At 66.7% G+C, this 11,895-nt stretch carries 9 protein-coding genes and 1 tRNA gene; 2 read left to right on the top strand and 8 right to left on the bottom strand.

The genetic code is table 11. The features are described from left to right. Nucleotides 1-56: 56 nt before the first annotated feature. The 4 genes from ACODTJ_RS22335 to ACODTJ_RS22320 form a co-directional block, all read right to left on the bottom strand. Nucleotides 57-143: transfer RNA gene (locus ACODTJ_RS22335), tRNA-Leu, on the bottom strand. A 238-nt stretch (nucleotides 144-381) separates the two neighbouring features. Next, nucleotides 382-1,038, bottom strand: coding sequence for a DUF1190 domain-containing protein (locus tag ACODTJ_RS22330; protein WP_488850089.1), 657 nt, complete (start codon nucleotides 1,036-1,038; stop codon nucleotides 382-384). A gap of 47 nt (nucleotides 1,039-1,085) precedes the next feature. Further along, nucleotides 1,086-2,651, bottom strand: coding sequence for an AMP-binding protein (locus tag ACODTJ_RS22325; protein ID WP_454656446.1), 1,566 nt, complete (start codon nucleotides 2,649-2,651; stop codon nucleotides 1,086-1,088). An 85-nt stretch (nucleotides 2,652-2,736) separates the two neighbouring features. Then, complete coding sequence (locus ACODTJ_RS22320; protein ID WP_454656445.1) at nucleotides 2,737-5,556, bottom strand: phosphoenolpyruvate carboxylase; 2,820 nt, start codon at nucleotides 5,554-5,556, stop codon at nucleotides 2,737-2,739. Between the two features lie 185 nt (nucleotides 5,557-5,741). Between ACODTJ_RS22320 and ACODTJ_RS22315 the strand changes: the two genes are divergently transcribed. Next, nucleotides 5,742-6,341, top strand: coding sequence for a DUF2239 family protein (locus ACODTJ_RS22315; RefSeq protein WP_454656444.1), 600 nt, complete (start codon nucleotides 5,742-5,744; stop codon nucleotides 6,339-6,341). Between the two features lie 142 nt (nucleotides 6,342-6,483). Continuing rightward, on the top strand, nucleotides 6,484-7,377 hold the full coding sequence (locus ACODTJ_RS22310) for a DMT family transporter (protein ID WP_454656443.1): 894 nt from the start codon (nucleotides 6,484-6,486) through the stop codon (nucleotides 7,375-7,377). Nucleotides 7,378-7,389: 12 nt separating this feature from the next. Here ACODTJ_RS22310 and gpt read toward each other — a convergent pair whose 3' ends face one another. From gpt to ACODTJ_RS22290, 4 genes are all read right to left on the bottom strand, one after another. Next, entirely contained in the window at nucleotides 7,390-7,899 is a 510-nt protein-coding gene (gene gpt, locus ACODTJ_RS22305) for a xanthine phosphoribosyltransferase (RefSeq protein ID WP_454656442.1), read from the bottom strand. 119 nt (nucleotides 7,900-8,018) lie between these two features. Next, nucleotides 8,019-9,815: a methyl-accepting chemotaxis protein gene (locus ACODTJ_RS22300; protein WP_454656441.1), complete on the bottom strand. Its 1,797-nt coding sequence runs from the start codon at nucleotides 9,813-9,815 to the stop codon at nucleotides 8,019-8,021. Between the two features lie 329 nt (nucleotides 9,816-10,144). After that, complete coding sequence (locus ACODTJ_RS22295; protein ID WP_454656440.1) at nucleotides 10,145-10,906, bottom strand: competence/damage-inducible protein A; 762 nt, start codon at nucleotides 10,904-10,906, stop codon at nucleotides 10,145-10,147. 94 nt (nucleotides 10,907-11,000) lie between these two features. After that, on the bottom strand, nucleotides 11,001-11,852 hold the full coding sequence (locus ACODTJ_RS22290; RefSeq protein WP_454656439.1) for an FkbM family methyltransferase: 852 nt from the start codon (nucleotides 11,850-11,852) through the stop codon (nucleotides 11,001-11,003). Nucleotides 11,853-11,895 lie beyond the last annotated feature (43 nt).

Below are 11,895 nucleotides of genomic sequence, written 5' to 3'. Positions count from 1 at the left end.
ACGTAGAGCGCTGCCGCCCCTGGATTGCTTCGCTACGCTCGCAATGACGGCGGCGATGGTGCGGACGGCGGGACTCGAACCCGCAAGCCTTTGAAGGCGCAAGATTTTAAGTCTCGTGCGTCTACCAGTTTCGCCACGTCCGCAGGCGGCACAGCGATAGCGGGCGGGCGCAGCCGGCGCAAGCCTCGGCCGATCAAAACCGGCCGGTCACAGCACCCCGTTTCCGCTTCAAGCGCGCCGTCATTCCGGGCGTAGCGAAGCGGAGACCCGGAATCCATCACGGAGCCCATCGCCCTACGATGGCTTCCGGATCGGCGCCGCTCACGCGGCTTGTCCGGAATGACGCGTTGTTTCCGGAAGGAACCGGACGACGCGAAACGCTCAAGGCCGGCGGGCGGGCTTGTACCACTCAACCCCGTCGGGATCGACATAGAGGCCCGGCTTGACGTCCGAGCCGATGCTCTTCTCTTCCATCGGCACGCGCACCGTATCGTCGCGATCGCCGCGCTTGACATAGGGGGCCGAGCCCTGCCCGGCCTGGCCATGCGCGCCACGTCCGGCGCTGCTGGCTTGTCCGATGATGCCGCGCCGCCCGGCGACCTTGTCCTGCAATTCCGTCACTGGGCGCCCGGCGAAGGCGACCTTGGCCGTACCCTCCACCACCGGCAACGCCCGGCGCGCTGCGCCCTCGCCGGTCACCCGCACACCGATGAAGCGCGGCACATAGCTCGCCCCGCCCTTGCCGAAGGATTCCCAGCCGCCGGCCGAGATCATCTGCGCACCGCAGCGCTTGTGGCTGCGCTCGCAGGCCGCGCGCGAGCCATAGCGCGGTGCCGCCTGTTCGAACTCGGCGCGCGCGTTGCGATAGGCGAACTCGCATTGCTCGGCCGTCAGCCGGCCGGCCTCGATGCATTCGTCGCGGCGCACATAGAGCGCGGTCTGGGCCTGAGCCGCGAGATCGGACGGCCCCGTCAGCGACAGGGCGGGAGCAAGGGTGGCGACGCGCAGCAGCGCCAGGGCGGAACCTGGAATCATCATGCGGCGTAATAGAATTACAATTGTGGCCACAAGGCAGCGAGCCAGGCTCACAGCAGCGACCGCCGCGAGGCCGCAAGCTCCCGCGTCGAGCCATAGTCGATCTTGCCGTTGCCGAGCACGGGGATGGCCTGCGTCACCAGGATCGCGCGCGGCACCCACAGTTCCGGGAAGCCCTGCTGCTTCGCCGCCTCCTGCAACGCGGCACGATCGGCATCCGGCGTCTCGGTGACGAGCACGAGCTGCTCGCCCTTGCGCGCATCCGGCAGTGCGACGACGACATGGTTCTGGTCCGGCCAGACCTTGGCGACCATGGTCTCGACAGCCGCGAGCGAGACCATCTCGCCGCCGAGTTTGGCGAAGCGCTTGGCCCGGCCGCGGATCGCGACGAAGCCGTCCTCGATCACGACGATGTCGCCGGTATCATGCCAGCCGCCCTCCGGCGGGATGATCCGGCCAGGGGTCTCGGGATCGAGATAGCCGGCCATGACGTTCGGCCCGCGTACGGTGAGCCGCCCGCCTTCGTGTATCCCCTCGACCGGCTCCAGCTTCGCCTCGATGCCGGGCAGGAGCTTGCCGACCGTGCCCTCACGGATCGCGGCCGGCGTGTTGACGGCGAGCACCGGCGAGCACTCGGTGCAGCCATAGCCTTCGAGGATGGTGGTGCCATAGGGCTCCCACATCCGCTTGGTCTCGGCCTTCACGCGCTCGGCGCCGGCCACGACATAGCGCACGCTGCTGAGGTCGTCCTTTTCCGCCGCGCGGGCGTAACCTTGCAGGAAGGTGTCGGTGGCGAGCAGGAAGGTCGCCTTCATGTCGCCAATCAGCTTCGGCACCTGCTTGTAGTGCAGCGGGCTCGGATAGAGCACGACCTTCATGCCGTGCAGCAGCGGCACCATCAGCCCGGCCGTCAGCCCGAAGGAGTGGAAGGCCGGCAGCGGATTCATGAACACGTCCCGCTCGGAGATCGCCCCGGTTGCATGGGCGAAGACCTGCCTTGCGTTCGAGACGATATTGGCATGGCTCAGCGCCACGCCCTTCGGCTTGCCCTCGGTGCCCGAGGTGAACAGGATCACCGCCGTATCGTCCGGTTGCGCTTCGAACGAGCGGTGGACGAGCCCCGGCACGAGGCTCTGCAAGGCGCCGAGCGCCTTGTCGAAGCTGGTGATCTGCTTGCGGACATCTTCGAGATAGACGACACGCCGCCCCTCGCCCAAGGCCGCGATCTCGTCGTCGAGCTTGCCCTGGTCGACGAAGCGCCGCGAGGTGACGATGGTTTTGAGCTGCGCCAGCTCCGCCGCCGCACGCAGGTTGCGGACGCCGGCCGTGAAGTTCAGCAGCGCCGGCACCCGGCCATACGCGAAGAGCGAGAACAGCGTCACCGCCATGCCCTGCATGTTGGGCAGGAGCACGCCGACCTGCTCCTTAGGCGCCGTCAGCGCGGCGAGCTTGCGCCCCAGGACCAGCGCGCCGAGCACGAGCCGGCCATAGGTGATCGGCTGGCGCTCGGGGTCTTCCAGCGCGATGCGGCCCTTGCCGTGGCGGGCAATGGTCTGAAGCAGGGCGCGGAAGAGCGTGATCCGCGCGCCCGCGGCGTCGAAGCTGGTGGCGGCCATGTCCGGCGCGTCTCCCGTCGGCGTTTCCTCTGCCGGTCAAACTAGTGAGATCGGCGTGGGTTTCAACGCCGATCCCGACCGGCCATCAGCCGAACGCGCCGATCTCGTGTTGGATCGCCCCGGAAATCTCGCGGATCAGCGCGAATAGCCCCAGCATCGGCGCGAAGACGTCGCGGTGCAGCGCCTCATAGGTGCCGCCCTCGCGCGGCCCCGGCGGCTCGCCGAAATCGAGGCCGATGGTGGGATCGGGATCGCGCGGGAATATCTCCGCCAGCAGCGCGAGCGAAGCCGGCACGTCGAGGCACAGCAAGCGCTCGATCAGCGCATCGCGTGTCAGGCCCGCATGCGGCCGGAAATCCGGGATATGGGCGAAGGACAGCCAGATGCGATGCATCGCCGCTAGCCTCAGCGCATGCAGCGCCACAAGCCGCGCCGACATCTGCGGCACATCGTCGGCCGCGACCTTGAGCTTCAGCGCATCGGCCGAGAGCCGCCAGAACAGGCGTCGCAGCGCCGGCGCCAGCTCCAGCCGCGACAGCGCTTCCGCGACGACCAGCAACTCCTCACGCCGCCCTTCCTTCACCGTGCGGCGCGCCCGATCGAACCAGCTGCCGGGGTCGAGCGTGTCGAGATAGGCGCGCAGCACGTCGAGATCGCTATGCGCCATCGCATAGGCCGCGAGTCGATAGGCCCGGTCGAAGCGCTGCGAGCGCTCGCGCATGGTGCGAAAAAGGTCCGGCGCGCGCGAGGCAGCATGGCCGACGCCATGCATGCTGTTCGCCATCCAGCCGAGCTGCTGGAGGATGGCGTTATTGGGGATGGCGCGCAGTTCGCGGGGATGGCGGATGCGCGTCGGTCCCGCCCCTTCCGACTGGCGCGCGGCGGGACGCGAGCCGGTCTTATCGAGCAGCGAAGGGCCGAAGGTGCCGATGAGCGCGGCATAGCCGGGATCGTCGACGAGTTCATTCATCTCCTCGCGCACCGTCTGGAAGAACTCGCTGGCGAAATCCGGCTCATCATAGATCGGGTCCTCGACCACTTCCGGTGATGCGAAAACCGCCTCGGCGATCCGCCCAACCGTGGCACCGGCAAGCTGCGGCGTGCCGAATAGCAGATAGCCATCACTGCCCTGGAAGCTGGTCTCGCGCACCGTCCGGATGCCGGCGCGCGCAAAGGCCTGCCGCGCATAGGCCGGGTCGAGATAGGCCAGCCGGTCCGACAGGCTATCGGGATGGGCGCCGCGCCCGACCGACTCGCCATGGGTGTCGAAGATCACGAGTTCGACATCCGCAAGCTCGTAGCGTGCCAGCAGTTCAGCAATGCGGATGCGCAGGCGCTCGACCCAGAAGGTCGAGGCGACCTGCCCGATATAGCGCCCGGAATCCGAATAGCCGAACTGGATGCATAGCCGGCCATGGCGCTTGAGATAGTCACGGAAATGCGGGCTGCGCAGCGCCTCGTCGATGATGCGCGGCCCCTGCTCCAGCGCGTCAGAGGTCTCGAACAGCGGCGAGATCTCGACCCGATCGGCAATGCCGAAGCGGCTCGCAAGCCAGAGCGCGCAGAGCAGCGTATAGCCGGTCTCGGTTTCCGCGATCAGGAAGCGCACAGGCTTCGATCCGTCGACATGCTTCACGATCTGCGCGATCGTCATCATCATCCGCGCGGCCGATGCCCGCTCGGCCGCCAGCGCCCCGAAATCGACCGTGATCGCCTTGACCTTGTCGAGCGCCGTATTGGCGGCAGCGAGGAAGGCGCGCCGCTGCGCCGGCTGGCCCGGCTCCTCGTCCAGCGTGACCGTCGCGCGCAGGGCGTTGTGGAGCTGCGAGGCGTTGAGCCGGAAATGCGGCAACGCGATCGAGACGCCATGCGCGAGGCAACCGGCCCGGATCAGGGCGAGCGCGAGCCGCGTCTCTTCATCGCCGGCATCCGCCAAGGCTTGGTCGAGCGCCTCGACCAGACGGGAGGCTTCGGGCAGTGCCGTCTGGCGCTCCTGAACCAGCGACAGCGCGAAAGCCTGAAGAGCCTGCAGCGAGGGCTGCGTACCGATGGGCGGCGCCAGAGCAAGCTGTCTCTCCACCGCGGCCAGCGCCTCGCTCACCAGCTGGCGTACCGCTTCCGTGGTCGGGACCTGCGGCAGCTTTTCGAGGATGCGCGCGAACTGCCCGCTCTTCGATTCCAGCCGGTAGCGCAGCGTGTCCCACCAGCCGATATCGGTGCGCCCATCCGTGTCGCAGCCGACCCAGGAGGCGAGCGTGACCGGCTTCGGCGCAAGCTGCGTCCACTGCGCCGGCCAGCGCTCGCGCGCGACCGCGAAGAGGGCGGCGTTCAAACGGTCGATGGCATCGCGGGCATGGCGCACGGCATAGCGCGCCTGCTCGAACTCGTCCTGCAAGGTGATCCGCCCGTCCGGGCGAAAGCTGAGAGCGCCATCGGCGACCACCGCCTCCCCCGCCTTACCGCCGGAGGCAAGGTCAGCGAGCGCATGGCAAAGCTGCCGCGCCATGCCGAAGGTCGGATGGGCTGTGAACACGGCTGCGAAGCGCACCCGCTCCACCGCCTGCCGGAACATATCGAAGGACCCGGCTTCCCTGGCCGCCTCCTGAGCTAGACCAGCGAAAACAGCGGCTTCGTCGTTCTGGAGCCCGACATAGCGCGCGACTCTGCCGGCGCGCTGATGCAGGGCTTCCCGCCCGAGCCGGCGCACCAGCTCCGAGGCAGCGTCCATGCCCAGCTCGCCGCGATCCATCAACCGCGTCAGCCAGAGCGTGACGCTCAGCACCGGGTTGCCGAAGGGGTCGTCGCGGGAATCGCTGCGCGCCGCCTCGACGCGGGCGAGCAGCTCCTTCGCGAGGCCGGCGACATTGGGGAGCGAATGACCTTCCGCAGCGATCGTCCCGGCCATGGCCCCTCTCCCTTTTCAGATCGGCCGAACGAACACGCGGTCACGATCGATATTGCGCTGCATTGCAGCATCGGATTCTCGCAGCTGCAAGCGGGAAGCTTAAGCGGCTGTCGGATAAATTTTATCCGGGTCATATTGCGTCATTCAAATCATCCGGATAATAAGTACGCCAACAGAGAGTAAACATGCTCGACATCGCATTCAGGCCCAGCACCGCCTTTCACGACACCGCCCGCATCGCCAGCGGCTCGCTTGCGACCGTCGCGCTCGCTGTGAAGACTGCGCTCGCGACGGACCCCGAGGCCGCGATCCTCGTCTTCGACGATGGAACGGGAAAGGTCATCGATCTCGATCTGCGCGGCAGCGACACCGATATCGCCGCGCGCTACGCGCCTCCGGCAGGCGCGACCGAAGAAGCCACCGACGAAGCCCCGCGCGGACGCGGCCGGCCCAAGCTCGGCGTCGTTGCCCGCGAAGTGACCTTGCTGCCGCGTCACTGGGACTGGCTCGCCTTGCAGACCGGCGGCGCCTCGCAGGCTCTGCGGCGTCTCGTCGACGAAGCCCGCAAGGCGGATGGCGGCCGCAGCCGGGCCCGCGCGGCACAGGAACGCGCCTACGCCTTCATCGCGACGATGGCGGGCGATCGCGAGGGCTTCGAGGAAGCCTCGCGCGCCCTCTTCGCCGGAGACGATGCGCGCTTCGCCGCGCACAGCCGGACTTGGCCGCAGGATATCCGTGACTACGCGGAAAAGCTGCTGGCCGGCGACGATCCGGAGAACCGCTAAGGGCGGCCGGCGGAAGGCCTTCAGCCCGCCCTGGAAGCATTCCGGCAGCGCGGTCGCCGCGGGTTGCTGGCCGGGCGCGGCAAGGGCATAGCAGCGCCACGCCTCCCGCCGCCCGCATCGCCCCGCCGAAAGCCCTCCGTTCATGACCTCCCGCGCTCAATGGCTCGGCATTCTCTGCGGCCTGCTGACCGCGATCATCTGGGGTGTTCAGTCGGTCGTCTCGCGCCACGCGATGCTGATCGACCTGACCCCGGCCGACGTCACGATCCTGCGCTTCACCTCGGCTGCGGCCGTCCTGCTGCCCTGGGCACTCAGGCACATGCGCCCCTTCCCGGTCGGCTCGCTCGGCTGGCCGCGCGCCTGGGTGATGGCGCTGCTGATCGGCCCGCTCTACAGCCTGATCCTGGTCGGCGGCGCCTCCTTTGCGCCTGCACTGCATTCGTCGATCATCTCGCCCGGTCTGATCCCGGTCTTCACCGCGCTGCTGATCTTCCTCGTTACCGGCGAGCGCGCCGGGCGGATGCGACTGATCGGCCTCGGCATCATCGTGCTCGGCATCGGCATCTTCTCGCGCGATGCGCTCGCGATGACGCCGTCTCGGCCCGACGCCTGGATCGGCGACCTGCTCTTCGTGCTGATCGCCTTCCTCTGGGCGATCTTCGGCCTGCTCGCCCGGCGCTGGGGCGTGAGCTCGCTGGAGGTCACCGCCGCCTCGTGCCTGCTTTCGGTGCCACTGCTCGCGATCGTAGCACTGGCCTTGCCGATCCACATGTCACGGGCGCCCTTCGCGGAACTCCTGCTGCAGGCGCTCTACCAGGGCGTCCTGGTCGGCGTCGTCGCGCTCTATCTCTATGCGCGCTCGGTCGCGACACTGGGCGCGGCCAGGGCGACGCTGTTCCTGCCGCTGGTGCCGGTGGCGACGGCCGCCGCCAGCGCCTTGCTGCTGGCGGAAGTGCCCTCTCCGACCGAGATCGTCGGCATGGCGATCGTCGTCAGCGGGATGCTGATCGCCTTCCGCTCGCCATCGGTGGGCTGAAGCGCGGCCTGCTCAGCCCTTGTGCCCCTTGGCGATCGGCTCGACATAGGAGAGACCCAGGTCCCAGGGAAAATAGATCCAGGTGTCCTGGCTGACCTCGGTGATGAAGGTATCGACCGTCGGCACGCCGGCCGGCTTGGCATAGACGGTGGCGAAATGCGCGTTCGGCAGCATCTCGCGGACGACGCGCGCGGTCTTGCCGGTATCGGTGAGGTCATCGACCACCAGCACGCCCCTGCCCTTGCCGTCGCCGATCGCCTTGATGTTCGGGGCGATGTCCTTGAGCACCTGAAGCTCGGTCTGGTTCTTGTAGTCGTGATAGCTCGCGACGCAGACGGTCTCGATCATCCGCAAGCCAAGCTCGCGGCAGATGATCGCCGCCGGCACCAGGCCGCCGCGGGTGATGCAGACCATCGCCTCGAAAGGCCCCTTCTCGGCGAGGCGCCAGGCGAGCGCGCGGGCATCGCGATGGAACTGATCCCAGGAAACCGGGAAAGCCTTATTCGAAGACGGTTCGGCCATGGACAGCGCTCCAGACTTGCGCGACGCGACAGGCGCCGTTTCCGACCGAAAAGCCTATCGGCGCGCGCCTGACAAGAGGCACGCGCCGAACATCCCCAATTCAGCGCCGATAAACCGCGTCAGAACTCCGCCCAGCCATCCGCCGTGCCGCCGCCGGCCACCCGCCGGCCGCGCATCACCGGCGCCGCCCGTGGTGCTGCGGGAGCCGAATGGACAAGTTGCGGTGAAGGCCGGTGCCGGTCGCCGCCAAGCTGGAAGGCAGAGACCATCGTGCTCAGCGCCTCGGTTTCCTGCTGGAGATCGCGCGCGACCTTGGCGCTCTGCTCGGCGAGCAGCGAATTCTGCTGCGTGATCTCGTCCATATGGGCGACGGTGCGGGCCATCTCGTCGATGCCGTTGGCCTGCTCGGTCGTCGCCTGCGAGATCTCGCTGACGGTCGATGCGACCTTGGAAGCGGCGCCGACGATCTCGCCCAGCGTCGTCCCGGCATCCTTGACCAGGCCGACGCCAGCTTGAATCTGTTGCGTAGAATTCGCGATCAATGTCTTGACGCCATTGGCGGATTCACTGCATCGTGCAGCCAATGCTCGCACCTCTGTCGCGACCACCGCGAAGCCGCGCCCGGCATCACCGGCCCGCGCCGCCTCGACCGCGGCGTTCAGCGCCAGCAGATTGGTCTGGAAGGCGATCTCGTCGATCATCGAGATGATCTCGGAGATGCCGGACGAAGCCTGCTCAATCCGCCCCATCGCCGCGACCGCCTCGGTCACGATGGCGCCGCCGCGCGCGGCGACTTCGCTCGCCTCGTTGCCGAGCTGGACGGCCATCTTCGAATTGCCGGCGCTATGCTTGACTGATGCGGCGAGTTCCTCGGTCGTCGCCGCGGTCTGCTGCAGGCTCGCCGCATTGGCCTCGGTCCGCTCGGCGAGTTGCTGGCTGTCGGAGGTGATCTTGAGCGAGGCGCTGTCGATTCGCGCCGAGATGTCGCGCACCGAGCCGACGACCTCCGCCAGCGTGTCGAGAAGGTCGTTGACGCCGGTGCAGAGCGCGGCCACCTCCCCGTTCTTGCCGTCCAGCGACACGCGCCCGGTCAGGTCCTTGCCCTTGGCCTGGTCGATCACCGCGCTCGTCTCCTGCACGGCCGCTTCGAGCTGTTTGCCCTTGAAGGTGGCGGTGATGTCGGAGGCGAATTTGACGACCTTGTAGGGGCGCCCCTGCGCGTCGAGGATCGGATTGTAGCTCGCCTGGATCCAGATCTCCTTGCCGCCCTTGCCGATGCGCCGGTACTGGCCGGCATCGTACTCCCCATGGCCGAGACGCTCCCAGAAGGCGCGATAGCCTTGCGTCTCGCGCTCGGCCGGATCGACGAACATGCGGTGGTGCTGGCCGACGATCTCGGCCAGCGAATAGCCGAGGACGCTCAGGAAATTCTGGTTGGCCGTCAGGATCTTGCCGGTGAGGTCGAACTCGATCACGGCCTGCGCCTTGTCGATCGCGGCGCGCTGCCCTTCGAGATCGGCGAGGCGGTTCTTCTGCTCGGTGACGTCGAAGGCATATTTGATCACGCCTACCGGCTTGCCGCCCGCCCCCAGAATCGGGGTGTAGCTGGCCTGGATCCAGATCTCCTTGCCGCCCTTGCCGAGCCGCAGATACTGCCCCCGCGAGAATTCGCCCCGGCCGAGATCGGCCCAGAATTGCTTGTAGGCCGGGCTCGCCTTCTCCTCGGTCGTCACGAACAGGCTGTGATGCTGCCCCTTCACCTCCGCCAGCGCATAGCCCATCGCCGACAGGAAATTCTCGTTGGCGTCCAGTATCTTGCCGTCAAGGTCGAATTCGACGCGGGCCTGCGAGCGATTGATCGCATCCAGCTGCCCCGCAACGTGCCGATTCGAGAAAAGGCCGGAAAAGAGCGACATCTGATATCCCCCCTCGGCGCGGCCTACGGATCATGCATCCTTGAGGCCAGCGTCGTCATGAAAGGCCTTGTCGGATACCCGCGGCGCCCGGAGCGCGGCGGGAAAGGCCGAATGCTTTCCGGCCACGCCCGAATGTCTCCCAAAACTTGTTTATGATTAGTTTATGCCTACAATATACTCAATTGATAGCAGAAAATTACAACGAAAACGATATGCCATATTTATAAGACATACCAAAAAGGCACATGAAGATTAGATCGAGACTTTTAAAAACACAAACGCTCCGTAAAATTGTACAAAAACCGCAAAAGTTGTAGAATAAACTTTCTTCAGAGCCGTTTCTGCTTTTCCGCAGCAACCATGGCTTTCACAGCAGCCATTGCAGCGAGTAGTTTCCCCGCGTCGCGTGACCTGACGACGATATTGGTATCGGGACCGGTTTCCGACCAGAACGGATACGAGCCGATCGAAACCGCCGGGTGGGCATTGGCGATCTCTGCCAGCGGACCACCGATATCGCCCTCCCGCAGCCCGGTTTGCACCGTATCGGACAGCATTTTCGCTCCCGTCCGCAGCGTCGGGCCGATGACGTCGAGCATCGCCTGCATGATCGCGGGCACGCCCGCCATCACGTAAACGTTACCGATATTGAAGCCCGGTGCCTTGGAGATCGCGTTGGCGACCAGCTCGGCTCCCGCCGGGATTCGCGCCATGCGCATCCGGGCTTCGTTGAGCTCGTCCGGCGAGAAGCGCTCGGACAGCATCGCGACGGCGCGCGGATCGTGGTCGATCGTCACGCCGAAGGCGGCCGCGACCGCATCAGCCGTGATGTCGTCATGCGTCGGGCCGATCCCGCCGGTCGTGAAGACATAGGTATAGCGGGCGCGCAGCGCATTGAGCGCGGCGACGATCTCTTCGGAGACATCAGGCACGACCCGCACCTCTCGCAGATCGACACCGATATTGGTGAGATACTCGGCGATGTAGCCGATATTCTTGTCCTTGGTCCGCCCGGACAGGATCTCGTCGCCAATCACCAGGATCGCGGCCGTGACGATGGTGACGGAGGAACAGACTTCGGTGACGGACATGACGGCGCTCCTGGCTCTCCGCCAAGAGCTAGGCTTTCCCTGCGAAGCGCTCAAGCGCCGCGACGGGCGCGCCGGCCATGCCGCAGGCGCGCGCTCAGCCCGGCCTGCGCTCGAAGACCAAATTGAGTCGCGTCTGTGCGACGAGCTTGTAGCCGCTGCGCTCGAGCAGGCCCACAAGGTCGGTCTGCCAGCGCTGGCGCGAATCCTCGATGACGATGAAGCCCGGCCAGAGCGCCTGTGGGGCATCGCGCAGGAACGGCTCCAGAATCAGGTCCTCGGCCCCCTCGACATCGAGCTTCATCGCATCGATGCGCTCATAGCCCTCGCCTTCGACCAGCGCGAGCAGGGTCATGGCAGGGACCTTGACCGAGGTTCCGGCGCTCGAATTGAGGATGCGGACGCTGGATTCCCCGCGATTGGTCGGGTCGATGAACAATGTCAGCTCGCCGGGCTTGTCGGCGAGCGCGCAGGCCACCGCCTTGACGGTTCCGAACGGATTCTGCGCGATGTTGAAGGCGAGGCGCGCGAAGATCTCGGGCTGCGGCTCGACCGCGAGGATACGTGCGCCCCGTCCGGCCCGGGCCGCGACAAAGAGCGAATAGGCGCCGATATTCGCGCCGATATCGATGAAGGTGAAGCCGTCGCGCAGCCGTGAGACCAACAGCTCCCGCTCGACCGCATCGAAATATTGCGGTGTGAACAGCACGCGCTTCTCGCAGACATTGCCGCTCGGATAGAGGCGCATCTTCGCCCCCAGCGACTCGATGTCGACCGGCGCGCCGTCGAGCGAGCGCAGGCCGAGGCGCCGCAGCGCATAGGCGACCTTGCGCCCGAGGAAACTGTCCGAGGCGGCGCGCGTCCGGGCGATGATGCGGGCGAGATAGGCTTTCGGAGCGAAGGCGCCGAAAGGCCGCTCTTCCGCCGGGTTCTGTTCGATGATGGCCATTGCGCCAGCCTGATACACCTCGACGGGCTCGCGCGCCAGTCGT

The sequence above is a fragment of the Allobosea sp. FG18 genome (assembly GCF_057809495.1).
Note: the sequence above shows the minus strand (reverse complement) of the source record. Positions and strands in the feature narration are given on the sequence as shown.

What these genes read in the sequence shown, in the direction of transcription:
- ACODTJ_RS22330 (WP_488850089.1), bottom strand. Translation starts at nt 1,038, where the DNA reads ATGATGATTCCAGGTTCCGCCCTGGCGCTGCTGCGCGTCGCCACCCTT.
- ACODTJ_RS22325 (WP_454656446.1), bottom strand. Translation starts at nt 2,651, where the DNA reads ATGGCCGCCACCAGCTTCGACGCCGCGGGCGCGCGGATCACGCTCTTC.
- ACODTJ_RS22320 (WP_454656445.1), bottom strand. Translation starts at nt 5,556, where the DNA reads ATGGCCGGGACGATCGCTGCGGAAGGTCATTCGCTCCCCAATGTCGCC.
- ACODTJ_RS22315 (WP_454656444.1), top strand. Translation starts at nt 5,742, where the DNA reads ATGCTCGACATCGCATTCAGGCCCAGCACCGCCTTTCACGACACCGCC.
- ACODTJ_RS22310 (WP_454656443.1), top strand. Translation starts at nt 6,484, where the DNA reads ATGACCTCCCGCGCTCAATGGCTCGGCATTCTCTGCGGCCTGCTGACC.
- gpt (WP_454656442.1), bottom strand. Translation starts at nt 7,899, where the DNA reads ATGGCCGAACCGTCTTCGAATAAGGCTTTCCCGGTTTCCTGGGATCAG.
- ACODTJ_RS22300 (WP_454656441.1), bottom strand. Translation starts at nt 9,815, where the DNA reads ATGTCGCTCTTTTCCGGCCTTTTCTCGAATCGGCACGTTGCGGGGCAG.
- ACODTJ_RS22295 (WP_454656440.1), bottom strand. Translation starts at nt 10,906, where the DNA reads ATGTCCGTCACCGAAGTCTGTTCCTCCGTCACCATCGTCACGGCCGCG.
- ACODTJ_RS22290 (WP_454656439.1), bottom strand. Translation starts at nt 11,852, where the DNA reads ATGGCCATCATCGAACAGAACCCGGCGGAAGAGCGGCCTTTCGGCGCC.